The 25,359-nt window shown below is 39.0% G+C and carries 21 protein-coding genes and 1 other RNA gene; 13 read left to right on the plus strand and 9 right to left on the minus strand.

Translation table 11 applies throughout. The features are described 5' to 3' along the window. Positions 1–272: 272 nt before the first annotated feature. Positions 273–359: signal recognition particle sRNA small type (gene ffs, locus M3O96_RS11285), an RNA gene on the minus strand. A 141-nt stretch (positions 360–500) separates the two neighbouring features. Here ffs and M3O96_RS11290 point away from each other — a divergent pair. From M3O96_RS11290 to M3O96_RS11350, 13 genes are all read left to right on the plus strand, one after another. Then, positions 501–803 (plus strand): hypothetical protein, encoded by a 303-nt coding sequence (locus tag M3O96_RS11290; protein WP_249720698.1) that lies wholly within the window; start codon positions 501–503, stop codon positions 801–803. A 208-nt stretch (positions 804–1,011) separates the two neighbouring features. Then, positions 1,012–1,854, plus strand: a complete 843-nt coding sequence (locus M3O96_RS11295) for a polysaccharide biosynthesis/export family protein (protein WP_502798910.1) — start codon at positions 1,012–1,014, stop codon at positions 1,852–1,854. Continuing rightward, complete coding sequence (locus tag M3O96_RS11300; RefSeq protein WP_249720699.1) at positions 1,854–4,283, plus strand: GumC family protein; 2,430 nt, start codon at positions 1,854–1,856, stop codon at positions 4,281–4,283. The genes M3O96_RS11295 and M3O96_RS11300 overlap by 1 nt, the downstream gene beginning before the upstream one ends. A 446-nt stretch (positions 4,284–4,729) precedes the next feature. Further along, positions 4,730–5,857, plus strand: a complete 1,128-nt coding sequence (locus tag M3O96_RS11305; RefSeq protein WP_249720700.1) for a DegT/DnrJ/EryC1/StrS family aminotransferase — start codon at positions 4,730–4,732, stop codon at positions 5,855–5,857. Beyond that, positions 5,854–6,438, plus strand: a complete 585-nt coding sequence (locus M3O96_RS11310) for an acyltransferase (protein WP_249720701.1) — start codon at positions 5,854–5,856, stop codon at positions 6,436–6,438. The genes M3O96_RS11305 and M3O96_RS11310 overlap by 4 nt, the downstream gene beginning before the upstream one ends. Next, on the plus strand, positions 6,435–7,397 hold the full coding sequence (locus M3O96_RS11315; protein WP_249720702.1) for a Gfo/Idh/MocA family protein: 963 nt from the start codon (positions 6,435–6,437) through the stop codon (positions 7,395–7,397). Before M3O96_RS11310 ends, M3O96_RS11315 begins: the two co-directional genes overlap by 4 nt. A 350-nt stretch (positions 7,398–7,747) precedes the next feature. Beyond that, positions 7,748–8,377, plus strand: coding sequence for an acetyltransferase (locus M3O96_RS11320; RefSeq protein WP_249720703.1), 630 nt, complete (start codon positions 7,748–7,750; stop codon positions 8,375–8,377). A 9-nt stretch (positions 8,378–8,386) separates the two neighbouring features. Continuing rightward, positions 8,387–9,658, plus strand: a complete 1,272-nt coding sequence (locus M3O96_RS11325) for an oligosaccharide flippase family protein (protein ID WP_249720704.1) — start codon at positions 8,387–8,389, stop codon at positions 9,656–9,658. Positions 9,659–9,695: 37 nt separating this feature from the next. Continuing rightward, positions 9,696–10,994, plus strand: a complete 1,299-nt coding sequence (locus tag M3O96_RS11330; RefSeq protein ID WP_249720705.1) for a hypothetical protein — start codon at positions 9,696–9,698, stop codon at positions 10,992–10,994. Continuing rightward, positions 10,960–11,913 carry a glycosyltransferase gene (locus M3O96_RS11335; protein ID WP_249720706.1) on the plus strand — a complete coding sequence of 318 codons (954 nt, stop codon included), beginning with the start codon at positions 10,960–10,962 and terminating at the stop codon, positions 11,911–11,913. Before M3O96_RS11330 ends, M3O96_RS11335 begins: the two co-directional genes overlap by 35 nt. Before the next feature lie 9 nt (positions 11,914–11,922). After that, a complete protein-coding gene (locus tag M3O96_RS11340) occupies positions 11,923–12,996 on the plus strand; it encodes a DUF354 domain-containing protein (protein ID WP_249720707.1) in 1,074 nt (357 codons plus the stop codon). A 92-nt stretch (positions 12,997–13,088) separates the two neighbouring features. Then, positions 13,089–15,038: a hypothetical protein gene (locus M3O96_RS11345; protein ID WP_249720708.1), complete on the plus strand. Its 1,950-nt coding sequence runs from the start codon at positions 13,089–13,091 to the stop codon at positions 15,036–15,038. An 82-nt stretch (positions 15,039–15,120) separates the two neighbouring features. Next, positions 15,121–16,203, plus strand: a complete 1,083-nt coding sequence (locus M3O96_RS11350; protein ID WP_249720709.1) for a sugar transferase — start codon at positions 15,121–15,123, stop codon at positions 16,201–16,203. A 362-nt stretch (positions 16,204–16,565) separates the two neighbouring features. On the opposite strand, the gene M3O96_RS11355 is transcribed toward M3O96_RS11350, so the two are convergent. The 8 genes from M3O96_RS11355 to M3O96_RS11390 all read right to left on the minus strand — a co-directional run bounded on the left by M3O96_RS11355 (position 16,566) and on the right by M3O96_RS11390 (position 25,084). Then, positions 16,566–19,196, minus strand: a complete 2,631-nt coding sequence (locus tag M3O96_RS11355; RefSeq protein ID WP_249720710.1) for a valine--tRNA ligase — start codon at positions 19,194–19,196, stop codon at positions 16,566–16,568. A 176-nt stretch (positions 19,197–19,372) separates the two neighbouring features. Then, positions 19,373–20,158, minus strand: a complete 786-nt coding sequence (locus M3O96_RS11360; RefSeq protein WP_249720711.1) for a hypothetical protein — start codon at positions 20,156–20,158, stop codon at positions 19,373–19,375. Between the two features lie 325 nt (positions 20,159–20,483). Continuing rightward, the gene (gene accC / locus M3O96_RS11365) at positions 20,484–21,833 is read right to left on the minus strand and encodes an acetyl-CoA carboxylase biotin carboxylase subunit (RefSeq protein WP_249720712.1); all 1,350 of its coding nucleotides are present in this window, start codon (positions 21,831–21,833) and stop codon (positions 20,484–20,486) included. Positions 21,834–21,860: 27 nt separating this feature from the next. Further along, on the minus strand, positions 21,861–22,334 hold the full coding sequence (accB, locus tag M3O96_RS11370) for an acetyl-CoA carboxylase biotin carboxyl carrier protein (RefSeq protein WP_249720713.1): 474 nt from the start codon (positions 22,332–22,334) through the stop codon (positions 21,861–21,863). 108 nt (positions 22,335–22,442) lie between these two features. Then, positions 22,443–23,006, minus strand: a complete 564-nt coding sequence (gene efp / locus M3O96_RS11375; protein ID WP_249720714.1) for an elongation factor P — start codon at positions 23,004–23,006, stop codon at positions 22,443–22,445. 27 nt (positions 23,007–23,033) lie between these two features. Continuing rightward, positions 23,034–24,032 carry a beta-ketoacyl-ACP synthase III gene (locus tag M3O96_RS11380; RefSeq protein WP_249720715.1) on the minus strand — a complete coding sequence of 333 codons (999 nt, stop codon included), beginning with the start codon at positions 24,030–24,032 and terminating at the stop codon, positions 23,034–23,036. Between the two features lie 273 nt (positions 24,033–24,305). Next, positions 24,306–24,497 carry a 50S ribosomal protein L32 gene (gene rpmF / locus M3O96_RS11385; RefSeq protein WP_113922858.1) on the minus strand — a complete coding sequence of 64 codons (192 nt, stop codon included), beginning with the start codon at positions 24,495–24,497 and terminating at the stop codon, positions 24,306–24,308. 17 nt (positions 24,498–24,514) lie between these two features. After that, complete coding sequence (locus M3O96_RS11390) at positions 24,515–25,084, minus strand: YceD family protein (protein ID WP_249720716.1); 570 nt, start codon at positions 25,082–25,084, stop codon at positions 24,515–24,517. Between the last annotated feature and the right edge of the window lie 275 nt (positions 25,085–25,359).

Below are 25,359 nucleotides of genomic sequence, written 5' to 3' on the forward strand. Positions count from 1 at the left end.
TGATAAATCAGGAAATGGAAGGGGGGAAATTATGAATGCTGAATTAATAATGAAGAATGGGAAAAGATGGAAGAGACAATATGCGAGCTTTGGCTTAATACAGGAATCAAAAGGCAAATAGAGAGAGCAAAAGACTTTGCCTTGTAATTTCGGTTACAAATCAAATTAAAATAAATTGGTCTTTTTCACCAAGATTGACTGGCTACATCTTTCAAAAACGAATTTGTGTATTGGGAATATATTTAGTCAGAGTAATCACTCAAAAAAGTAAAAAAGAAGCGGCATCGCACCGCTACGACTGCTTACCCTTGCTCCCTTCCGGACCTGGGGGATTCAGCAGGAGCTGGTCGTGCCGCTAGGAAGCAAATGTAAATCAAAATTCTCCGATTGCAAACCCATCGCCTAGATTCGAGTATATAATTTTTCAAGTCCCTCAATGTCAAAGAGAAATACAGTGGCAAAGTTTTTGCATGTTTTACATCAAATTAAAGAATAAAATTATGAAACGAGTATTTGTGATATTGTTATCAGTGATGTTGTTATCCTCATGTAGTGTTTTTGGACCAAGACCGGAATTTTATCAGGGAATGAAGGAAAATAAATTCTTGAGACAAAATAGAGATGCTGTCTTGAGTACCCTGGATGGTAACAAAATCACATACCGGGTAAATAGGGATGTTAAATTTTATGTGCTTGCGACATTTGAAGATGGATATCTGGTGAAGTTGGAAGAAAGAGAAACTGTGCCGGGTTGGATGGAAAACAGACCGGTGGATGGAAATATCAATACTCCAAAAGAGTAAAAATTATCTTTCAAAATAAATATTGAAACCCGATCCTAATCAATCGGGTTTTTCTTTTTTCAGATTGGTTGCTACAGGAAAACCCTTTTAGAAACAGTCTGAATATTTCGAGTTTTCTGTAAGTGTTTTTATAATGAGTCCAATAGCCAAAATGCCCCAATCTGTTTAAAATTAAATTATTTGATTAAGTTTACAGCTAATGTTTGATATGGATATGACATTATTTTCAGCGATAAAAAGATTGGGACAGGGGCTTTCCATCCCGTTTATTTTTTCTGTTTATTTTTCCTGTGTATCTAATGAGAAGATCATGTATTATCAAAACCTTGAAGGAAATTCGGTCATTCAAGATGGAGAATTGATCAGCTATGAATTGCCGGAGTATAGGCTTCAATTCAATGATATAATTGACATTCAGATTCAGACAGTAGAGCAAATACTTAAAGACGGATTAACCTCGAAAATTCAAAATGAAGCAAACAATGCCGTTTTTGGACAGATTGCCCAATCCGGGGGAGATATCTATTATATGACAGGATATACGATTGACAAAAACGGGTTTATAAGAATGCCTCTCTTGGGTGAAATCCAGGTCAATGATATGACCTTGGATGAAGTTAGAATATTGGTAGAAAGTAGCCTCAAAAAATATGTGACTTCAGAGATTTTTGTTAGGGTCAAATTGGGTGGAATACGGTTTTCAACGCTTGGAGAATTCCGGAGACCGGGAAAATATGTTGTCCTGCAAGATAGGCTGACTATTTTTGAAGCCATTGCACAGGCCGGGGACATGACGACAGTAGCCAAAAGAGACCAAGTCATTCTTGTCAGACAATATCCCGATGGAACCAAACTTCACAGGATAAATCTGAATGACAGGCAAATAATCCAAACGCCCTATTACTTTATCCAACCAAACGATCAGATTTATGCCGAACCTCTCAAAACCAGAGAAATCGGTACGGGTGAAAATACCGCTCAGACTGTTGCTTTGATTTTGTCTTCCATCACCGCTGTGGCTTTGGTTCTGAATATTATTCTCCAAAACTGATGAGTACAAACAACTCCTATCCATTTTTACCTGATCCTTTTATGCCGCCGCATGAGGATGATATTGAGTTGAAGGTAATTCTATTTAATTACCTCAAATATTGGCCTTTTATAGCCATCTGTACCTTGGTTTGTTTGCTCGGTGCAGTGCTTTTCAATAAATATGCGACCCCGGTCTACATGGTTCAGTCCTCTGTGATTATCACCGAAGAGCCACAATCCCTAGGATCTGAGATTTTTGATGCAGTCGGAATGATGCCCATCAAAAACAATGTTGAAAATGAAATCGGAATCCTTAAATCCTATACACTTGCAGAAGAAGCCATCCTTGAACTCGGTTTGGATGTTTTCTATTTTACAGATGAATTGTTGGTGAGTTCGCAGATTCATGCTGGAGTTCCTATAGAAGTCAACGTGGAATGGACTCATTCCCAATTGGTTAAAGGTAAATTTGTCGTTGAAATACTGGGTAATGAAACTTTCAGCATTGATCCCGATGGAGATGAATTTGAAATTTTCAATCCCAATGATCCGTTTTATAAAACTGAAATCAATTCAATTCCCCAACTCAACCCAACTTATGCTTTTGGTGAGTCCATAGAATCGGGATTTTTAAAAATCAAAATTGAAAGCAATGGTGCCAAAGTTGGTGATAAGATCCTTTTCCAGTTGGTAGATACGCCTTCATTAGCACTTTTTTTAAAAGACAAAATAAATGTCACTCCGATCAATAAGCAGGCTTCTATTCTTAATATTTCTTTTGAGACTCCCGTGAGAAGAATGGGAGAGGAATACCTTAACAAATTGATGGAAGTTTACCTTCAGAGGGAATTGGAAGAAAAAAACAAAGCCGCTGAGAATACCATCAGGTTCATTGAGGACCAACTAAGTGGAATAACCGATTCATTGACTTTTTTTGAGGGAAACCTGGAAAAGTACAGGTCTGAAAATAAGATTTTCAACTTAAGTGAAGAAGGGTCACAGATATTTTTGAGATTGCAGGAACTTGAGAAGGACAAATCCCAAGCAGAAATTAACCTCAGGTATTTTCAGACGCTTCAAAATTACATCAGCGAGGACAATCTTGAGGAAATTGTGGCTCCTTCGATCATCGGTAATACAGATCCACTTTTGCAGTCATTGGTAGTCAAAATCAGTGAACTTCAAGCTGAAAAATTGAGACTTTCCAATAATTTCTCTGATGAAGCGCCGCCTGTTAGGGAGATCAACAGTCAGATTAGAAATACAAAAAATGCCCTTCAGGAAAATATCCTTTCTTCTATCCGCAACAACAATACGTATTTGCAGGAAGTCAATATCCAGATTAAAAAAATTGAAAGAGAAATCAATTCACTCCCCGAAACAGAAAGACGGCTATTGGGAATCCAGAGAAAATTTACCGTCAACGAAAACATTTACGTTTACCTACTTCAAAAAAGGGCTGAATCCGAAATTACCAGGGCATCCAACATGCCAAAAAATGCAATATTAGATCTTGCAAGGGCGGGGCAGGAACCTGTATTTCCCAAAAAAATCATAAATCTCATCATTGGATTGGCTATCGGTCTGATTTTTTCAATTGGATATATTTCCGTCAGGGATTTCTTGAATACCAAAATTGAAGATCCCAAGGAACTCGAAAAACAGATTAAAACCCCGCTCATCGGAATGATCGGTAGGAACCAAGGAAATGACCCCAAGCCAGTGTTGCATAATCCAAGATCTTCGGTAACTGAATCATTCAGAAACATCAGGGCAGACATGTCCTACCTCAGCCCAAATAAGGAACACCTGACGATATTGTTCACTTCCAGCATATCAGGGGAAGGTAAGACATTTGCCTCTATCAACATGGCATCGGTTTACTCCCTTTTGGGTAAAAAAACGCTTTTGATTGGATTGGATCTAAGAAAACCAAAAATCGCTGAGGAGTTTGGATTGGTCAATGACGAAGGCATGAGCACTTGTCTGAGCAAAAACAAGCCTTGGCGGGAGGTAATCAAAAAAACCAAATATGATAACTTGGATATCATACTTTCAGGCCCTATTCCCCCAAACCCTGCCGAATTGCTATTGCAGAAGAAATTCTCCATTATTATGACCGAAATCAAGGAGGAATATGATGTGATCATCATGGATTGTCCTCCGGCAGGATTGGTATCGGAAACAAAAGAACTCTTCAAACATGCTGATGTTAATTTTTTCATTTTCAGACAGGGATTCTCCAACAAAAACAATATTCAGATTTTGAATAACCTCATCGAAAAAGGTGGGGTTTCTAAGATATATGCCATTCTCAACGATGTCCATATCGACAAAGGATATGGTTTTGGCTATGGGTACGGGTACGGTTATGGGTATTCTAGCCATTACGGGTACCATGATGAAGAGCAGTTGCCGTGGTGGAAGAGGGCGATGAGGAGAGGTTAGGGAGTGGGAAGTCAGGAAGGGGGAGGTAAGGAAGTGGACATTGAATGATGAATTAAGAATTAAGAATGAGGCCCAACTAACCTTAAATGAAAATGACGGTTACTCCTCCGTCATTCTGAGTTTTTAACAATTTTAAGAATGTTCAAAATGGGGAATGACAAGTTGGAATATTGAGGTTGAATAGGAATAAGCCCATTCACAAATAAATGCCGAGTAAAAATCGGCTTTAGCCAAAACATTGAGACAGAATTAAAATGCCCGCAGCTCCGATGACGTCATTGGTAACCGCAGTGTGACGACCAAGATATTCACGTCATAGGTAAAGAGGTACAGCCTGTCCCGATTTCTTCGGGAACTTAAGGGTCCCTTTACTTTAGGTGAGACACTTCACTGTGACCCAGGTGGCGAAGCTGTGACCACATTATTTTGAAACCTCTAATATTATAATGAAAAAAATCCAGATGGTGGACCTCAGGTCCCAGTATGATAAAATAAAGGTAGAAGCTGACGCTGCTATGCAAGAAGTGATCAGCCAATCTGCTTTTATCAATGGACCCCAGGTAAGGCTTTTTGCGGATGAATTGGAAGGATATCTGAATTGTCGGTATGTCATTCCCTGCGGCAATGGCACAGACGCCTTGCAGATTGCGATGATGGCTTTGAATTTTAAGCGGGGAGATGAGGTTATCGTTCCGGCATTTACTTATATCGCTGCCGTGGAGGTGATTGCATTGTTAGGATTAAAACCAGTTTTTGTAGATGTGGATGCTGATACTTTTCAGATTGATATCTCAAAAATTGAAACCGTCATTACTGCCAAAACCGTTGCAATTGTCCCTGTTCATCTTTTTGGACAATGTGCGGACATGGACGCTATCACGAAGATTGCAAAAAAACACAGCCTAAAAGTAATTGAAGATGCCGCCCAATCCCTTGGCTCAATATATACTTTTCCTGATAAGGAAAAATGCCAATCAGGAACAATAGGTGATATTGGAATCACTTCATTTTTTCCTACAAAAACCCTTGGGTGTTTTGGGGATGGAGGTGCATTATTTACCAATGACCATGACCTTGCAGAAAAAATGAGGATGATTTCCTCTCATGGACAAAAGAAAAAATACCATCACCATTCTGTCGGAATCAATTCACGTTTGGATACCATTCAAGCGGCATTGCTACGGGTTAAGCTGAAGTATCTGGACCAATATCTTCAAGCCCGAAACTTTGTTGCTGAAGCTTATGACAAAGCTTTTGACGATAATCCACACATTTCCATTCCCAAAAGAATTGCAGAATCCACCCATGTCTTTCATCAATACACCATCAAATTGAAAGGAACAGATCGGGAAGAGTTTTCAAAATATTTAGCTTCTTACGGAATCCCCACTATGGTATATTATCCTGTTCCCGTGCATCTTCAGGTGGGGTATCAAAGCTACGGTCATCAGGTAGGTGATTTTCCTGTATCTGAAAAACTCTGTCAAGAAGTGATTTCCCTTCCGATACATAGCGAAATGGAACCTGAGGATCTCAACCATATTATAAAAACCATAAATACTTTTTTTGAATGAAAAATTATTTCGCCCATGAATCCGCCTACATTGATCAGGGATGTGAGATTGGGGAAGGGACAAAAATCTGGCACTTTTCCCATATTATGATTCATTGCAAAATTGGCATGAATTGTAACATCGGCCAAAATGTGGTAGTATCTCCACAGGTTGTACTTGGTGACAATGTCAAGGTTCAAAATAATGTTTCCGTATATACAGGTGTCACCTGCGAAGATGATGTTTTTATAGGGCCATCTGTGGTTTTTACCAACGTCATCAATCCCCGATCAGCCATCAGTAGAAAAACGGAGTACTTGGCTACAAAGGTTGGAAAAGGCGCAAGTATTGGAGCTAATGCGACAATAGTGTGTGGGAATACCATAGGTTCTTATGCTTTTATTGGAGCGGGTTCGGTTGTGACTAAAGATGTCCCTGATTATGCCTTGGTGATGGGGAACCCAGCCCGGCAAAAAGGATGGATGAGTGAACAGGGAGTCAAGTTATCTTTTGATGCTGAAGGAAAAGCCAAATGTCCCGATAGCGGGAGTGTTTATTTATTGGAAAATGGCAAAGTCCGTAAATCCATCAGTCAGCCATGAAAAATTTTGCCTTGATCGGAGCAGCAGGATATATCGCTCCCAAACATATGAAAGCAATCAAGGAAACAGGCAATCAGCTAGTCGCTGCTTATGATAAGTTTGATTCGGTCGGGGTGATGGACAGTTATTTCCCTAAAGTAGATTTTTTTACCGAATTCGAGCGGTTTGACAGACATGTCGAAAAACTTAAAAGAGAGGCTAAACCTATAGATTACGTCAGCGTATGTTCCCCAAATTACCTTCATGATTCTCATATCAGATTTGGTTTGCGGCTAGGGGCAGATGTGATCTGCGAGAAGCCTTTGGTACTAAATCCATGGAATATAGCTGGTCTGGAATCTGTAGAAAAAGAAACTGGTTCCAAGGTGTATAACATCCTTCAACTCCGGCTTCATCCTGCGATCGTGGCTTTGAGAGAAAAAGTACTTTCTGAACCTACCGACAAAATCTATGACATTGACCTCACTTATATTTCTTCAAGAGGCAATTGGTATTACACCTCATGGAAAGGGGATGAAACCAAATCCGGTGGGATTGCCACCAATATTGGGATCCATTTTTTTGACATGTTGACCTGGATTTTTGGAAAAGTCAAAACCAATATCGTCCACCTTCAGACCCATGACAGGGCTGCAGGATTTTTGGAATTGGAAAGGGCAAGAGTCAGGTGGTTTTTGAGTATCAACCAAGGCACTTTACCGGAATCCATTTCGGCAAAAGGAAAAAACATCTACCGTTCACTGAGCATTGAGGGAAAGGAAATAGAATTCAGTGAAGGGTTTGTGGATTTGCATTCGGAGAGTTATGCCGGGATTTTGAGGGGAAATGGGTTTGGATTGCAGGAAGCAATAAATTCCGTAGCTCTAGTCCATGACATCAGGCTACAAAAAGGAATTGGTCTAGTAGGTGATTACCATCCCTTTGCAAAAAAGCCATTGGCCGACCATCCTTTTCATTGAAAGATCAATAAAATTTTTAACCACAGAGGGCTCAGAGGACGCAGAGAAAGAATGAAGGAGGAGGGTAGAGGAATGAAGGATTGTAAAAGGTGAGAGGTAAGAGGAGGCGTCGCTATCCTGCTTCTCCAGAAGCTGGATTTATAAATTGAGGATAAAGCCGATAGCGACGACTGGCCGCGTAGTGCCTGCCCGGCTGAAGCCATTCGGACAGGGTCAAATCTTGGTAGAAAAGGAAAGGAAAAGCAATCCGGTTTTTGGCCGAAATAATCCCAAGTCAAAAATTAGCCTTGCGCTAAAAACAATGAAATTCAATTCTTCAATTTAGATAAGAAATTAACCTCTTAATTAAAATGATACAACAAAAAAAACTCTTTATCATCGGCTACTCCGGCCATGCCTATGTGGTATTGGACAGTATCCTTGATTTGGGATTGACTGTCGGGGGATATTTTGCCAAAGATTACAATGTGGAGGATCCTTACAACCTGGAGTTTTTTGGCAGCGAAAGGGCAGATGATGTCGGTCTCATTTTGGCGGATCACTTTGTTTTTCCCTGTATCGGGGACAACAACATCAGAGAAAAAGTAGTCAATTTTCTCAATACCAAAGGTTTTAATCAATTGGCGGTGGTGGACAAGATGGCCTTGGTTTCCCCAAAAGCCACCATCGGCGTGTCTACTTTTGTGGGAAAAAACACAGTCATCAATTCCTTAGCGAAAATCGGAGAAGGTGTCATCATCAACACAGGAGCGATAATTGAGCACGAGTGCATCATCGGAGATTTTTCCCATGTCGCGCCAAATGCTACCTTGGCGGGAAATGTCACCCTTGGAAGTAAAGTGTTTTTTGGAGTAGGAGCAGTAGCCAAACAAGGAATTACCATCGGTGAGAACAGCATCATCGGTGCCGGTTCGGTCGTCATTTCAGACATTCCAGCAAATGAAGTGTGGGCAGGCAATCCGGCCAAAAGGATTCGGTAAAAATAAACTTTGAAGTTGGTTTATAAGATTTTAGCAATTTTCAAGGACAGAAAGTTCACAGTCGATACATTGTGGTTGGTTTCCTCACAAGGGATTCTGATTATATCAGGGTTTTTGGTCAATCTGATTATCGGTTACCAATTTGGTGCCTCCACATTGGGTGTGTTCAACCAGGTTTTGGGCTTTTACCTTATACTATCTACTTTCTTCTCTTTAGGTATAAATAATTGCCTCGTACAGAAAATATCTACCGGAGTTGAACAGGATTTTCCCCTGATTTTTTCCTCAAATTTTGCAATTACAACAGTAAGCAGTCTGTTTTTTTCAGGGGTTGTACTGATGGTTTCTAATTATTTACCAGGTGTTTTTAGTTCACCTGACTTGGCCAAAGGATTGTTCATCGGAACTTTATCCCTGCCATTTTTCAATTGGAATAAAAACTTCATGGCCCTTGCTACAGGCATCAGAAACCAAAAACTCTTTTCCAATATACGGTCTTTCAGGTGGTTGATAATTATTGGTTTTGTTGGAATGGTCACTTTGGTTTCAGATGATCCTATTTGGCTTTATTATTCTTTTCTGATTGCAGAAGTAACTTTATTTGTATTTTGTTTTGCAAAATTTTCAAACTTGCTGACATTCAATTTTTCATTTAACGAGGTAAAAAGCAACCTTTCCTTCGGATTGAAAAGTTTTTTTGCCGAGGCCTTTTCAATATTGAATGACAAGCTTGACCTAATCATAATCGGCTACCTGATTAGCAGTACAGATGTAGGGGTTTATAGCTTCCTGATATTCTTTGCCAAATCATTATATATTTTTCCGGGCACTCTACAACAAAATATAAACCCACTAATAGGCAAGCATTGGGTCTCCAATACAATGGATGAATTGAGTAAAACCTTGAAGGACATTAGGAATGTTAACTTTGTGGTTGTTTTGGTACAGGCTACTTCTATTTTGATTTTTTATAAATTATTGATATCATTTTATAAACCTGAATTTGCCGGCTCTTGGAGTTATTTAGCTTTGTCAATGGTAGGCATTATACCCTTTGCACTGATATCATGGGGTGGATCTATTTTGGTTATGACAGCAAAGCTGAAAGAAAACATCCTTAGGACACTTATACTCCTCGTATTCACCATATTGACTACCTTTATATTTACGTCTTTATTAGGTTTCCAAGGCTCCATTTGGGCAGTAGTGGTTAATGGGATTTTTGCCTTTTTGCTGTTATTCGGTTTTGTAAAAAGAGAAACAGGGATCAGGCTAGTTTGACAAAATTCATTGCAAAAAAAACCGAATTAATTAGAGGATGGAAGAAGTTGTTTTAACACATATTCCAAAAGCCGTTAGGACTAATAATTTAAAGCCAAGTTACCCAAGGGCTTTTTATTGGCTGATACTGATAAATGTGGTTATCGATATTTTTGCTTTTTGGTCCGAACCGGGTGGCTTAACAGCTATATTAAGAGTTATAATATTGTATGCTGCTTTCTTCTATTTTCTGTTGATTAAAAAATTGAAGTTTGAAAAAAACATTTACGTTGTCATCTTTTCCTTTTATGTGCTACTGCAGCTTTTTATTGCTGTTGATTTAGATTATTCTTTAAAAATATCTATTCAAATAATCACCTGTTTGTTGATGTTTTTTGTGGGCTATGCCTTGATAAAAAATGAATTTGATTTCTATTATTACCTCAAACAGTTTTTCTGGATTTACGTGGTCATCATTGTCAACACTATTGGTTCAAATATTTTCAAAATTGGCCTAGATGATTATACCCAATCCACTGATTATGTAGTAGGGGGATTAAATGATCTTTGGAATATATATACCTATAGTTTAATTATTTTGCCATTGTTGATTTTATATAAAATTCAAAAAAAATGGTTGTTATATATCTGTGGATTCTTAGTTTTGATATTCCTGATGGTTTCATTAAAAAGAATTGCGATTTTAGGTGTTATTTTTTCGTCAGTTATATTTGTTTATTTTTTGGGAATTCGAGCTCGGATGATAAAGAAATTATTTTACCTAATGTTAATTCTATTGTTAACATCTCCATTGTATTCCAAACTTTTAATAAACAGGATTGAGATTAGGGCAGAACAAGGAAGATTTCAAAAGGATTTTTACCAAGATGAAGGAAGATATTTAGAAGTTACTTATTTGCTAGATAAATTTAAGGGTTTTGAAAATCCCCTAGAAGTTTTTTTTGGTTTAAGAGCATTTGATTCTAGAGGAGTAGTTGGTGATGATTTGCGTCAATTTCATGTAGATTACACATTGGTAGCATTTACTTTAGGTTTTTTTGGCCTAATCTTATATTTGTTAATACATATAAAAATTTTAATTCAACTGAGGGATATTTTCAAAAACCTGGTTAGGAATCACTACCTCTTTTTGAAATACAAGACCCATATTATTTCAGGCTTTGTTTTATTATTCAGTTCTATGTTAACTTCAATTGGAGGTCAAATGTACCATGTTTCGTTCAGAGTGTTGATTTTTATGACATTGGGGGGTATTATAAAATTTTTATTGATAGAGTTAAAAAGTCATCATTTGAAAAAGCATGCGTATTTTAATAGTCTGCAAAGCAAATTTTGAGCCTTCTGAATTGAACTTTCAGAAAAATAGGGCTTATATATATGATCAATTTGTTGGCATAAAAAAACACATCCACACAGTTGATGTGTTTTTTTTGAGGGGTACAGGAACTCTAAGCTATGTCAAAGGGGCATTTGAGCTCAGGAAATTTTTAAAAAATAAAGATTATGATATTGTACATGCCCATTATGGATACTGTGGGTTTATTGCAGGATTAGTCTCAAGATTTCCGGTTGTTGTAACCTATCATGGGACAGACATTAATGAAAAAGTTTCAAATTTGATTTCCTCCGTTTCAATGTATTTTGCAAGCTGGAACATTTTTGTTTCTGAAAAACTATATCAAAAATCGATTCTGAGGCCAAAAAAAAATTTCTCAATTATTCCCTGCGGAGTTGATTTAGATATTTTCAAACCGATTCCTATAGAAAGGAAGAAACTGAAGAAAGAATTTGGTAGCGGAAATAAAGAAATATTATTTTCTTCCTCGTTTTCGAATAAAGTTAAAAATTTCCCGTTGGCAAATGAATCGTTTTTATTGTTGAAGGATTTTGACGCGACACTAATTGAATTGTCCAATAAAACACGGTTGGAAGTTGCGGAAATATTGAATAGATGCGATATCCTACTGCTAACCTCATTCTCGGAAGGCTCCCCCCAAATTGTAAAAGAAGCAATGGCCTGTAATTGTCCAATTGTTTCTACGGATGTCGGTGATGTGAAAAAAATCATTGGTCATGCAGAAGGCTGCTTTGTTACAAAGTTCGACAAATATGAAATAGCAGAGAAAATGAGAATTATTTTGGAAAGAGGAGAGCGTTCAAATGGAAGGGAGTTTATGGGAGAGTTTAGTGATCAATTAGTCATTCAAAAGATTTTAGATGTTTACAATCAAGTTCTAGGCATTCCAAAAAGCTAATTTCATTTAATGAAATCCATCCACATCGACATCATTCATCCTGCCAATGTGCATTATTTCAAGCATGCTATTACTAATTGGAAGACTCAGGGGTTTGAGATAATCATTACCTGCCGAAACAAAGAGATTACATACGAATTGTTGGCATTGGAAGGTTTGGACTATATCCCGATGGGCAAAAATCCGAAGTCTGTTTTGGGAAAAATACTTTTCCTATTCCTTTGTGAGTGGAAAATTTTCAAGATTTACTTTAAAAAAAAGCCTGATATAGCCTTGAGTTTTGCGGCTTCTTATGTTGCCCATATGACTTCGATTTTTGGATTGCCGCATGTTTCATTCGATGATACAGAGCATGCCAAGCTCAATAGAAAATTGTATCTACCTTTTACCGACCTTGTGCTCAATCCTGAAAGTTACCTGCTTGATTTGGGAAAAAAGCAGTATAAATTCAAAGGCCATATGGAGCTTTTTTACCTCAATGAGAAGTATTTCCAACCTGATAAACAAATTTTCTTTGAACTTGGAATCTTAGAAAATACCCCATTTATTTTTTTAAGATTCGTCTCATGGGGAGCCTTTCATGATCAGGGACAAATGGGTTTTTCGGATGAATATAAAATTACCTTGGTTCAAAAGCTCAGTGAGAAATACGAGGTATTTATCTCCTCAGAAGGTGATTTACCTCATCAACTTCAACCTTTTCAAATTAAAGTCAAGCCAAATAGGGTGCATCATGTTTTGTATTTTGCTGATCTTTTTATCGGAGAAGGTGCGACCATGGCATCCGAATGTGCAGCATTAGGGACTCCTGCGATTTATGTCAATTCTCTTGATGCTGGCACTTTGCAAAGGCAGGCTGAAGATGGACTCATAATCAATAAACGTTATCAGGAGGGCATTTTGGAAGAAGCCTACAAAATTTTGAAAGATCTAGGTTATAAAATCCGATTGAGGGAAAAGATCAAATCCTTAAACCAAGAAAGGTACAATCTCACTGATTTTTTAACCTGGTTAGTTGCTGAATACCCTGCATCAAAGCAAAAGTTACTTTCAGGGCAGCTCAATCCGAAAGATAATTTTTAGACCTTATGTGCGGCATCTTTGGAGTTTTTATTAATCCAGAATCGGAATTTTCTGAAATTGACATCAGGAAACTTACCACCAAACTTGCCTTCATGAGTGAGTCTCGGGGCAAGGATTCCTCAGGGTTGGCTTTCGTGGACCATTTGGCCAAGAGGGTGGAGGTGACAAAAGGAGACATAAGAATTAGAAAACTGCTCGCCACTTCCCAAGTCAAATCCTCACTCTCAGATTCTTTGGAGCAGTATAAGAGCAATAAATGCTCTTTTTCGGTTTTTGGGCATGCGAGACTCGTGACCAATGGCTCGCAGTTGCAGATAGAAAACAACCAACCTGTGATCAAAGACGGCAATTTTTTGATTCACAATGGGATCATCGTTAATACAGATTCCCTTTGGCAACGGCATCCGGAATTGGACAGAAAGTTCAAGATTGATTCTGAAATCATTCTCAGTCTTTTGGACAAAGCCATTTCCCAAAATCCTGTTGATTTGGGTAGGGCAATAAAAGAGGCCTTGTCACAATTGGAAGGAACTTATTCTATCTTGGCGTTTTTTCCTAGAATTGACAAATACCTTTTAGCTACCAATAACGGTTCATTGTATTACCTCAGCGACAATAAAAACTACCTGATTTTTGGTTCAGAGGCATATTATCTACAAGAATTGACATCAACTGTGTTACGAGGAAAACTGCCTGATGGTGCTTTGATTTCAAAAGTGAAACCAAATCAAGCATTTTGGTTTGATCCTTCCAAAATGAAATTGGAGGAAATTGGGATTAGGATAAGTGAAATTGAAAATTCAAAATCTGATAAAATCCTTTCCTTTTCAGTCGATATTTTTTCTGTCAAAAACCCCAAATTTGGCAATGAAATTATCATTGAGCCGGAGATAAATTTTAACAGAAATAGAGAAAAGCATCTATATGATCTTTTAGAAAATCAGACCGAAAGGATACAAAAACTGAAAAGATGCACAAGATGTATCCTGCCTGAAACTTTTCCATTTATCTCCTTTGACCAAGAAGGAGTCTGTAATTATTGCAGGAATTATAAACCCAAATCTAAACCGAAGAACCTTGACGACCTACGACAACTTGTCGAACCTTATAGGAAAAATCTATCTCGAGCCGATTGCATTGTGCCCTTCAGTGGGGGAAGAGACAGTACTTTTGCCCTACATGTGGTTAAGCAAGAATTAGGTCTCAATCCAATTGCGTTCACGTATGATTGGGGGATGGTCACAGACTTGGCGAGAAGGAATATTTCCCGTGTTTGTGGTAAATTCGGTGTGGAGAATGTCGTAGTCGCTGCCGATATCCATTGGAAACGACAAAATATAAGGAAGAATGTGGAGGCTTGGCTACGAAATCCTGTTTTAGGCATGATCCCACTTTTTATGGCAGGGGACAAATACTTCTTCTATTATACAGACAGGCTCAAAAAGCAGACGGGAATTGACCTGAATATCTGGGGAGTCAACCATTTGGAAAATACCGACTTCAAAGTGGGTTTTGCCGGATTAAAACCTGAATTTGATAAAGAGAGGATTTTTTCCCTTTCGCTCCTCAACCAATTGAAGCTTTTTGGGTTTATAGGGAAAGAAGTGATTTCAAATACTTCCTATCTAAACCAATCAGTGATTGATAGTTTGGGCTCATTTGCAGTCAGGTACATAGCTCCCAAAAGAGATTATTTTCAATTATTTGATTATTATCCATGGGATGAAGATGAGGTTAATGACCTTATTCTGACAGAATATAATTGGGAAAAATCACCCGACACATCTTCCACTTGGAGGATAGGAGATGGGACAGCAGGATTTTATAATTATATCTACCATACTGTGGCGGGTTTTTCGGAGGTGGACACTTTCCGTAGCAACCAGATTCGAGAAGGAATGATTACGAGAAAGAATGCTTTGAAAATGACAGAAATTGAAAACAATCCACGATACGAAACAATCCGCTGGTATCTAGAAATCTTAGGTATGAATTTTGAGCAAGTTATCCTCAAAATCAATGGCATACCAAAGCTATATTGAATAAATTATCAATAAATTGCGATTTAGTTGGGTTTTTATTTAACCCATAAGCTTCCGCATCAAACAGTGTATTTTAAGTCAAATGGGTCTCAACGCTTTTTTGGAGTCAGAAATTTTACAACAGAAGGAATTCCCTTCAGAATGGAATCAGCACGTTGGAATTCCTCAGAATGCCTATTTTTTTATCCAAAAGTACGTCAGGAGTCCCGATAAGAAAATTCTTTTTCTCAGAAACCAAAACGAAATTAAATCATCAATACCTTCTTCCCATTCTTGTTTGGTGAGTGAGCGTAGATTGAATGATTATCAAGACTCTAATCAGTTTCTTTCCCTAGCTAACCGATCACTTTCTTATGGAGGATTGTTGATAGGGTCGGTAGAAACCTACACCAACCGAAAAAAGAAGATTAAAGAAAATCGTCCTGCTACGCTAGGAAATATTGTATATAGTTGGGATGCATTTCTCCATCGCTTCATTCCCAAAACGCCCATTGCAGGCAAATTGTATGAATTTGTAAGCAAAGACAAAGGAAAATTGATGTCAGATGTAGAAGCCTTGGGTCGGTTATGTGCTACAGGTTTTGAATTGATCGAGCAACAGGAGATAGGAGAGCGGATGTTTTTTGTCGCAAAGAAAGTGGGAAACCCTTATAAAGAAATCAACCCCACTTATTGGCCAATAGTGAAGCTCAGAAGAGTAGGCAAAGGCGGAATTGAATTTACTGTCTATAAATTGCGGACCATGTATCCCTATTCAGAATACCTGCAGGACCTGGTCTATCAAAAAAACAACCTTTCTGATGGAGGGAAGTTCAAGGATGATTTTAGGGTTTCGACCTTAGGAAAATTTCTACGGAAATTCTGGCTAGATGAAATCCCAATGCTTTGGAACCTGATCAAGGGAGAGATTAAAATCGTTGGCGTTAGGCCATTAAGCAGACAATATTTCAACCTTTACAGTACCGAATTAAAAGAGAGAAGAGTCCAGTTTAAACCGGGCCTGATTCCTCCCTATTATGCAGATATGCCTCATACGTTGGAAGAAATCATGGCCTCGGAAATGCGCTATTTGGAGGCTTATTCTTTATCGCCGATTAAAACTGACATTAATTACTTTTTCAAAATCATGAAAAATATTGTTTTTAAAGGAGCTAGGAGCGGGTAAGGTTCTGTTTGCAGTCTCAGTGGATAGTCGCAGGAATCAGTAGGCTGTTGTCAGTCTCAGTGATCCGTAGGCAGTCACAGTAGGCAGTTTGCAGTCGCAGTGTTCAGGGAAACAGCCAGTCGTCAGTCCCAGTTGTCAGAAGGTTGTCTCAATGGCAGGTAGGAGGTAGGCAAAATTTCAGTGTTTATTAAAAATGGGCAGGATTCGGTGAATCATAATCTTTTTATTTTCAATATTCCAATGAAGATCTTTCGCCTCTTACCTCGCTCAAGATGACGCAGGATCAACCCAACCTTCCCAATCTTCCAATCTTTCAATTTTCCAATCTCCACCACCTTCCCAACCTTTAAATTTTTTACCCCCTACAACTTCCCCAGCGCCTCATTCAATGCCTTAATTTTTGCTTCAGCATCTGCCTGCTTTTTCCTTTCATTTTCCAGAACTGCAGCAGGAGCACCTGATACAAATCTTTCGTTATTTAGCTTTTTTGCAACTGAATCCAAAAAGCCTTGTGCATATGCCAGCTCTTTAATAAGGTTCTCTTTTTCCTTCTCCAAATCTAATTTATCATCCATTGGGATAAAACACTCATCAGATTTCACCACAAAACTTATGGCATTCTCCACTTTTTGACCAAAGGTGACTTCAGATAAGTTTGCGAGTTTTTTCAAAACTGCTTCGAAATTCCTGTAAAGGTTTTCCTGCTTGGTATTAACAGTTAGGGAAAATGATTCCTTTGGAGAAATTCCTTTAGAAGCTCTGGTATTTCTGATTTGGGAGACTACTTCAAAAATCTGGGTTGCCTCGGAGATCAGTTTAGAGTCAAAGCTTTTTGCTTTTGGCCAAGCTGTGATGATAAGTGCCTCTTCTGTTTTTCTTTCTTTGATCTGATGCCAAAGTTCTTCGCTGAGAAATGGCATAAATGGATGCAAGATTTTGAGTATATCTTCAAAGAAAACAATCGTCCTGTCAAAAGTTTTTTGATCAATCGGTTGTTGGTAAGAAGGTTTGATCATCTCCAGATACCAGGAGCAGAAATCATCCCACACCAACTTGTAGGTTGCCATCAGGGCGTCTGAGATCCTGAACTTCTGAAAGTGGTCCTCGATTTCGGTCAATGCTTGATTGAAGCGGTTTTCAAACCAATTGATGGAGGCGAGATTTTCAGCGCCATCCAGTTTTGGGTCAATTTCCCATCCCTGTACGAGGCGGTAAGCATTCCAGATTTTGTTGGCAAAATTCCTTCCCTGTTCTACCAGTTTCTCATCATAAGGCAAATCATTTCCGGCAGGCGAGCTAAAAAGCATGCCTGTACGGACTCCATCTGCACCAAAATTTTTGATCAAGTCAAGAGGATCGGGAGAATTTCCCAGAGATTTGGACATCTTTCTTCCAAGTTTGTCCCTAACAATTCCTGTCAGGTAAACATTGCTGAAGGGTTTCTCTCCTGTGTATTCGTATCCCGCTATAATCATCCTTGCCACCCAGAAAAATAAAATTTCAGGAGCAGTGACCAAGTCATTCGTAGGATAGTAGTATTTCAGGTCTTCATTTTTCTCGCCTGTGGCAAAAAAATCTGTGTCAAAAACTGACATCGGCCAAAGCCATGAAGAAAACCAAGTATCCAAAACATCCTCATCCTGTTTCAGGTCTTCAAGAGATAACATGGTGCCATATTTTTCATTTGCCATTACTAAGGCTTCTGCTTTGGATTTGGCAACAACATATTCACCATTAGGAAGGTAAAAAGCAGGAATCTGATGTCCCCACCAAAGTTGGCGTGAGATGCACCAATCTCTTACATTTTCCATCCAAGAGCGGTACATATTTTTGAATTTTGGTGGATAAAGCTGGACGATGTCATCCATAACAGCGATCAAGGCAGGTTTGGTGATGTCCTCCATTTTCAAAAACCATTGCAAAGAAAGCTTAGGCTCTACCACTGCATTGGTCCTTTCGGAATGGCCGACATTGGATTTGTAGTCTTCGATTTTTTCCAATTGACCAACTTCTTCCAATTGTTTCGCAATCCTTTTTCTAGCTATGAACCTGTCTTCTCCGATCAGAATCTGAGCTTTTTCATTTAGCGTGCCATCGTCATTTAGGATATCGATGACTGGAAGTTTGTGCTTGAGGCCGAGTTCATAGTCATTGATGTCATGCGCAGGGGTGACTTTCAGACAACCTGTTCCAAATTCCATGTCCACATAATCATCCTCAATAATGGGAATGGCACGGTCGATCAAGGGAATGATGGCTTTTTTTCCTTTCAGGTGAGTGAATCTCAGATCATTTGGATTGATACAGATCGCCACATCAGCCATGATTGTTTCTGGTCGGGTTGTGGCGATGGTTAGGAATTCATCCTCAGTTCCTTCGATTTTATATTTGATGTAATACAGTTTGGAGGCAATTTCTTTCATGATTACCTCATCATCAGAAAGGGCCGTTTTTCCCTGCGGATCCCAGTTGACCATGCGGATACCACGGTATATTTTCCCTTTTTTATGCAGATCCACAAAGACAGAAATCACCGCATCACTCAGGTCGGCATCCATGGTGAATTTGGTCCTGTCCCAATCGCATGACGCACCCAATTTCTTCAACTGTTCGAGGATGATACCTCCGTATTTCTCCTTCCATTCCATCGCATACCTGAGGAATTCCTCTCGGGAAATGGATTTTTTGTCGATACCTCTCTCCTTGAGCATGGCTACAACTTTCGCCTCTGTGGCGATGGAAGCATGGTCAGTTCCCGGAACCCAACAGGCGTTTTTGCCTTCCATGCGGGCTTTTCGAATCAATACATCCTGAATCGTATTGTTGAGCATGTGTCCCATGTGCAGCACTCCAGTGACATTTGGTGGGGGGATGACAATGGTATAGGGCTCTTTGGAATGGTCGACTTTGGAGGAGAAAAATTTGTTTTCCATCCAATAGGCATACCATTTTGATTCGGTGGCTTCAGGATTGTATTTGGTAGCTAATGACATAATTGGTTTTAAGCTTTGTAAAACTTCAAGGCGCAAAATTAACAGAAAATCCTTAGCTAAGGGTACTGAGTGAGGAATTTGGGTGAATTGGTTTTATATAGTCCATGGTCAATAGTCCATAGACCATACGGTTCGATTATAATTTTGAAGCACTTTATATTTGATTATGATTCAGTTCAATCATGATAAAAAAATTCGCTTCTGCCTTTTTGTTGAAATCCGAAATGTCTATCAAATTCGTTTTGCATGCTTAATTTGCCTTTGTCATCATAAAAATATTGGAAAGCATCTTGACGATCACCGGTAATACTTCCAATGTTTCCTGCTTCTTTAGCTTCAAGAAGGTTTCCATTATAGCGGTAAAACAACATTTCAATTTTTGATTCTTCCTGACCTTTAGCAGTTTTCCAATGATGGGAAATTCTTCCTTGTGAATCATATTCAAATATTTCCAATTCACTTCCTGTTGCAAATGGATACTCGATTTGTGTCAGCTTATTTTGGGTATCATAATAGTATTTGGCCAAGACTCTTTTGATTTCTGTTGAACTCGTATAAAATATTTCTTCCACGAGATTTTGTGAATTGTAAGAGTATTCTCTTGTTGATTGCCAAATTGGCTTGTGGTTGATGAATGTAAAATTTAAAGAAGATTTCACTCTTTCATCAACCGAAAAATAATTCAAGCCAATGGAAAGGGTGTCCTGATTTTGATTTCGGATTACATGATAAGTGATATTTCCGGGATTTGGATAGTATATTTCCCTAGTAGAAAAAATGGTTTTCGAATCTCCTACATAGACCAAAACATGGCTCAACTTATCGGATGGATAATCAAGCTGTAGGGACATGATTTGCCTCAATTCACTTTCAAGAGAAAGGGAAGTTAAATCGGCATCTTCAGAGAAATTGCAAGCTTGAAGAAAAATCAAAAGTAGAAAGACAATGGGTAAATTTTTCATAACTATAAACTTACTGATCGGATTGATATTTTCAAAATAAATTGAATTGGGATGTCGAACATAAACGAAGTTTGATTCTGATTATTTCTTAAATGGATTACAACCTATAGCTGATCTACTCCCTACCTATAGCAAAGTAGAGGACTACTTAAGGGTTTCTAGACAATTGACCAATACTTCTCCATGAAACGCCATTTATTACTCAGTACTTGATTTGGTTATAAGTCTATGAAGGTTAAGGATGATCTCCAATTTATCAATCTCCAAAATCAAAAAAACCAGAGAAGGATCCCTGGTTTTGATTTGTATTAGAAAGCTATGAATTCTATTTTTTTATTATCGAGAAGTCAAAAGTCTCCAAGAATTTTGTCGTGTAGTTCCCATTCCGAAATTCAAAATCGTCCAAGAGTGCAATATGGAATGGAATTGTGGTCTTGATGCCATCTATGACAAATTCCTCCAAAGCCCTTTTCATCCTTACAATCACTTCCTCCCTTGATTGTCCACTGACAATAAGCTTAGCGATCATGGAGTCATAGTTTGGCGGAATGACATACCCTGCATATACGTGACTGTCCACCCTGACTCCTCTGCCACCCGGCATGTGAAGGTTCAAAATTTTGCCTGGGCTAGGTCGGAAGCCATTGGCCGGATCTTCCGCATTAATCCTGCATTCCATGGCAAAAAGCTTAGGATAATAGTTTTTTCCGGAGATTTTTTCGCCTGCAGCGACTTTGATCTGTTCTTTGATCAAATCAAAATCAGTCACTTCCTCGGTAATCGGATGCTCTACCTGGATACGGGTATTCATTTCCATAAAGTAGAAGTTGCGGTGCTTATCCACCAAAAACTCCACCGTACCTGCACCTTCATAAGCTATGGCTTCAGCACCTTTGACGGCCGCTTTTCCCATGGCTTCCCTAAGCTCATCAGTCATGAATGGAGAAGGGGTTTCTTCCAATAATTTTTGGTGTCTTCTTTGGATCGAACAGTCTCTTTCAGATAAGTGACAAGCTTTTCCGTTACTGTCTCCCACGATCTGGATTTCAATATGTCGAGGTTCCTCTACGTATTTTTCTAAGTAAAGCGCATCATTTCCAAATGCCGCACCTGATTCCTGACGGGCATCATCCCATGATTTTTTGAATTCACCTTCATTTCTGACTATCCTCATTCCACGGCCACCACCCCCGGCAGTTGCCTTGAGGATGACAGGATAACCCATTTCTTTGGCTACTTTGATTCCTTGCTCGATGGAGTCCAATAGGCCGTCAGATCCAGGGATTGTTGGGACTCCTGCAATTCTCATGGTTGCTTTGGCTGTCGCCTTGTCACCCATTTTATTGATCATTTCAGGACTTGCGCCTATGAATTTGATGCCGTATTCTTCACAAATTCTTGAAAATTCAGCATTTTCAGACAAGAATCCGTACCCTGGGTGGATGGCGTCGGCATTGGTGATTTCTGCCGCTGCGATTATCCTTGGGATGTTTAGATATGATTCCCTACTTGGAGCAGGACCGATGCATACCGCTTCATCAGCAAAGCGAACATGAAGGCTGTCTTTGTCGGCTGTAGAATAGACAGCGACCGTTTTGATGCCCATTTCCTTGCAGGTTCTGATAACCCTAAGGGCGATTTCTCCTCTGTTGGCGATTAATATTTTTTTAAACACAGTTAGTTCAGGTTAGTGAAACAAAAATCATCCTGCAGGATCAACTAGGAAAAGCGGCTGGTCATATTCAACGGGAGTTGCATTGTCTACCAATACCTTGACAATTTTTCCTGAAACTTCAGATTCGATTTCATTGAATAGCTTCATTGCCTCGATGATACAAACTGTCTGTCCGGCCGTGACGGTATCACCCACAGATACAAAAGGATCTGAATCAGGATTGGAAGTACGGTAGAATGTACCGATCATAGGAGATTTAATCTCAACCAATCTAGATGTTTCTTCTTTTGCAGGAGCCGCAGGAGCTGGGGCCGCAGCAATTGCCACAGGAGCAATAGGAGCACTTACTATTGGCGCTGCCGGTGCTGCTTCGTATTTTACTGCAGGAGCCTCAGCATATTTTTTTATTGAAAGTTTAAATTCTTCAGTTTCAATTTTTACTTCTGCCAGGCCTGAATTTGAGATGAAGTCTATTAAATCCTGGATTTCTTTTGCTTTCATAATATGTCTGTTTTAGGAAAACCCTTATTAAATATTTGGGTTAAGGTTTGGTTTGGTATAAAAACAAATAAGCTATGTAATTTAGGTAAATCACATAGCTTATTAAAATTATTTTACTCTTTCGGAATAAGATCCGTCTCTTGTATCTACTTTGATCATGATGTCCTGCTCGACAAATAATGGGACCATCACAATTGCACCTGTTTCTAAAGTTGCAGGTTTTTGTGCATTTGTTGCGGTGTCACCTTTTATGCCTGGTTCGGTATAGGTGATCATCAATTCTACAAAAGGAGGAAGTTCAACAGAAATGGGAGTTTCAGTTTCGGCATGAACCAGTATATCTACGGTTTGGCCTTCCTTTAGGAGTTTTGGTCTTTCGATGAGTTTTTCTTGGATGGAGATTTGTTCGAAATTTTCTGTGTCCATGAAATTGTAACCCAAATCATCTTGGTAAATGAACTGGTGTGGTCTTTTTTCAACCCGTGCAGTGATTACCTTTTCACCTGCTGTGTAAGTTTTGTCCAAAACTTTCCCTGAGGTAAGGCTTTTCATTTTGGTTCTTACAAAAGCGCCTCCTTTTCCGGGTTTGACATGTTGGAAATCCACTATCGTAAAGATGTCGTTATTTATTTCCAGACATAATCCTGTTTTGAAATCTGCAGTACTTGCCATTATTATATTTTGGTTTTATGTTATTTGTTATTTTGGGTCATAGCCCCATTTCAGGTAAATCGATCCCCAGGTGAATCCTCCTCCAAATGCAGCCAAGATAATATTGTCTCCTTTTTTCATTCTAGATTCGTAATCCCACAGACACAAGGGGAGGGTGCCTGCAGTGGTATTTCCGTATTTTTCAATATTGAGCATGACTTTGTCGGGACCGATTCCCATCCTATTGGCTGTGGCATCAATGATCCGCTTATTGGCTTGATGCGGTACGAGCCATGAAACATCAGCTGCTGTGAGGTTATTCCGCTCCATGATTTCAGCGCTGACTTCAGCCATATTTGTTACTGCAAATTTGAAAACAGATGCGCCTTCTTGAAATGCATAATGTTCACGGGCAGCAAGGGTCTCCATTGTAGCAGGCTTCCGGCTTCCTCCGGCTTTCATGTGAAGGTAAGGAGCTCCCGAGCCATCTGAGTGCAAAAGTGAATCCATGATTCCAACTTCTTCAGAGGTAGGTTCCAATAAGACTGCACCGCCGCCATCACCAAAAATGATGCAGGTCGCACGGTCTTGGTAATCAATGATAGAAGACATTTTATCCGCACCGATGATGATCACTTTTTTGTGCATTCCGGTTTCGATAAATTGGCTTCCAATGGTCAAAGCATATAAAAATCCTGAGCAAGCAGCAGAGATGTCAAAACTGTAGCTATTTACTGCTCCTACTCCATCAGCTATGATATTGGCGGTAGCTGGAAATGGCATATCGGGAGTCACAGTGGCGCAGATAATCAGGTCGATGTCCTCAGGATTTGTGTTTGTCTTTTCCAATAATCCTTTGACAGCATGTATCCCAATGACAGAAGTCCCTTTATCTTCACCTTTAAGGATTCTTCGCTCCTTAATTCCTGTTCGGGTTAGAATCCATTCATCATTTGTGTCGACCATGGTTTCTAGTTCACGGTTGGTCAATATGTAATCCGGTACCCAACCTTGTACTCCCGTGATGACTGCTCTGGTTTTTTTCATTCAACTTATGTTTGAAGCCCTAAGGTAGGTGGAATTATCCTAAGATATGAGGCTTTGTGTGGTTTTGGATTTTGATCTTGAGACTACGATGAAATTATAACCAAGGTGACAAAATTATCTAAAATGTGCTTTTCCACCAAAAGTTTTTGGTATTAGAATGGTAGTATAGGTTAATACAGCCTTCAGGGGTTTATCCACAGGATATATGGAAAATAAAAATCCATCCCGAATAGCTTCAGGATGGATTTATCAAAAGGACTTTGTAAATGTCGATTATGCAAGAACTTCTTTTTCCATGATAACCTGTCCTTTGTAGTACAGTTTGCCATCAAGCCAGAATGCTCTGTGGGGTAAATGAAATTCCCCTGTAGTGGGGCATTGTGCAAGACCTGGAGCTGTCAACTTATAGTGAGTTCTTCTTTTGTCTCTTCTGGTTTTCGAAATTTTTCGTTTAGGATGTGCCATCTCTATACTATTTTAGATTAATCTTTTTTCTTTAGTTTATTTAATATTTCCCATCTGGGATCGGCTGGTTTTTCCTGTTGACTTTCCTCATCAGAATCATCTGCCTCATTTTCTTTTTCTTCCGAAAGGTAGATCAAACTTCCTTCCTCATCAAAATCATCTTCATCTGTTTCATCCAAAAAATCCGGATGGATTTTCTTCGCTGGAATGGCCAAAAGGATGAATTCGTAAATCAGCTGCGCAACGTTGATACTCGGGGTGTCCTTGGTAATCATAAAGACATCTTCACTGATTTCCTCCACCACAGGACCATATTTGAATATGACTTTCTCAGTCAATTCCAATGGATGATCAAATTCTTCCAAGCTCCTGTCGCAGGTCAAACCCAATGTCCCTATAATGTCAAAATTCACCTCCAATACGGAAACGGTTTTGTTTACATTGACAGTGACAATGATATTGGCTCCGTTGACCCAATCCTCAGCTTCGTAATATTTGAAAAACTCATTGTTGACCTCAAAACTGAAAGAATGTTTTCCATCCTTTAATCTAATGATGTCAATATCGTAGTTTTTTAAGAATTTCACGACTCCTCCTGCTATTTCAAGACCGCAAATTTAGGGAAATGCTTTAGAAAAATAAAATTTGGCGGGAAATTATTTTGGAAAGGATAAAGTATGATGGTTGAAGGAGGAGTTTTTTCATTTTCCCCAACATTATTTAATTCGCAACTAATTCATTTTCAATTAAATATTGTTTGTATATACGTAATGATACCAGTGAATTGGAATTTCAAAACAATTCACGTTAGAATTCAGACATGTCCGATACATCCGTCTTCCGACTTCGTCCCGATGGCTAT

Origin of the sequence: Aquiflexum sp. TKW24L, assembly GCF_023502205.1 — a bacterium.
GTDB lineage: Bacteria > Bacteroidota > Bacteroidia > Cytophagales > Cyclobacteriaceae > Cognataquiflexum.

What these genes read in the sequence shown, in the direction of transcription:
- M3O96_RS11290 (WP_249720698.1), top strand. Translation starts at nt 501, where the DNA reads ATGAAACGAGTATTTGTGATATTGTTATCAGTGATGTTGTTATCCTCA.
- M3O96_RS11295 (WP_502798910.1), top strand. Translation starts at nt 1,012, where the DNA reads ATGGATATGACATTATTTTCAGCGATAAAAAGATTGGGACAGGGGCTT.
- M3O96_RS11300 (WP_249720699.1), top strand. Translation starts at nt 1,854, where the DNA reads ATGAGTACAAACAACTCCTATCCATTTTTACCTGATCCTTTTATGCCG.
- M3O96_RS11305 (WP_249720700.1), top strand. Translation starts at nt 4,730, where the DNA reads ATGAAAAAAATCCAGATGGTGGACCTCAGGTCCCAGTATGATAAAATA.
- M3O96_RS11310 (WP_249720701.1), top strand. Translation starts at nt 5,854, where the DNA reads ATGAAAAATTATTTCGCCCATGAATCCGCCTACATTGATCAGGGATGT.
- M3O96_RS11315 (WP_249720702.1), top strand. Translation starts at nt 6,435, where the DNA reads ATGAAAAATTTTGCCTTGATCGGAGCAGCAGGATATATCGCTCCCAAA.
- M3O96_RS11320 (WP_249720703.1), top strand. Translation starts at nt 7,748, where the DNA reads ATGATACAACAAAAAAAACTCTTTATCATCGGCTACTCCGGCCATGCC.
- M3O96_RS11330 (WP_249720705.1), top strand. Translation starts at nt 9,696, where the DNA reads ATGGAAGAAGTTGTTTTAACACATATTCCAAAAGCCGTTAGGACTAAT.
- M3O96_RS11335 (WP_249720706.1), top strand. Translation starts at nt 10,960, where the DNA reads ATGCGTATTTTAATAGTCTGCAAAGCAAATTTTGAGCCTTCTGAATTG.
- M3O96_RS11340 (WP_249720707.1), top strand. Translation starts at nt 11,923, where the DNA reads ATGAAATCCATCCACATCGACATCATTCATCCTGCCAATGTGCATTAT.
- M3O96_RS11345 (WP_249720708.1), top strand. Translation starts at nt 13,089, where the DNA reads ATGAGTGAGTCTCGGGGCAAGGATTCCTCAGGGTTGGCTTTCGTGGAC.
- M3O96_RS11350 (WP_249720709.1), top strand. Translation starts at nt 15,121, where the DNA reads ATGGGTCTCAACGCTTTTTTGGAGTCAGAAATTTTACAACAGAAGGAA.
- M3O96_RS11355 (WP_249720710.1), bottom strand. Translation starts at nt 19,196, where the DNA reads ATGTCATTAGCTACCAAATACAATCCTGAAGCCACCGAATCAAAATGG.
- M3O96_RS11360 (WP_249720711.1), bottom strand. Translation starts at nt 20,158, where the DNA reads ATGAAAAATTTACCCATTGTCTTTCTACTTTTGATTTTTCTTCAAGCT.
- accB (WP_249720713.1), bottom strand. Translation starts at nt 22,334, where the DNA reads ATGAAAGCAAAAGAAATCCAGGATTTAATAGACTTCATCTCAAATTCA.
- efp (WP_249720714.1), bottom strand. Translation starts at nt 23,006, where the DNA reads ATGGCAAGTACTGCAGATTTCAAAACAGGATTATGTCTGGAAATAAAT.
- M3O96_RS11380 (WP_249720715.1), bottom strand. Translation starts at nt 24,032, where the DNA reads ATGAAAAAAACCAGAGCAGTCATCACGGGAGTACAAGGTTGGGTACCG.
- rpmF (WP_113922858.1), bottom strand. Translation starts at nt 24,497, where the DNA reads ATGGCACATCCTAAACGAAAAATTTCGAAAACCAGAAGAGACAAAAGA.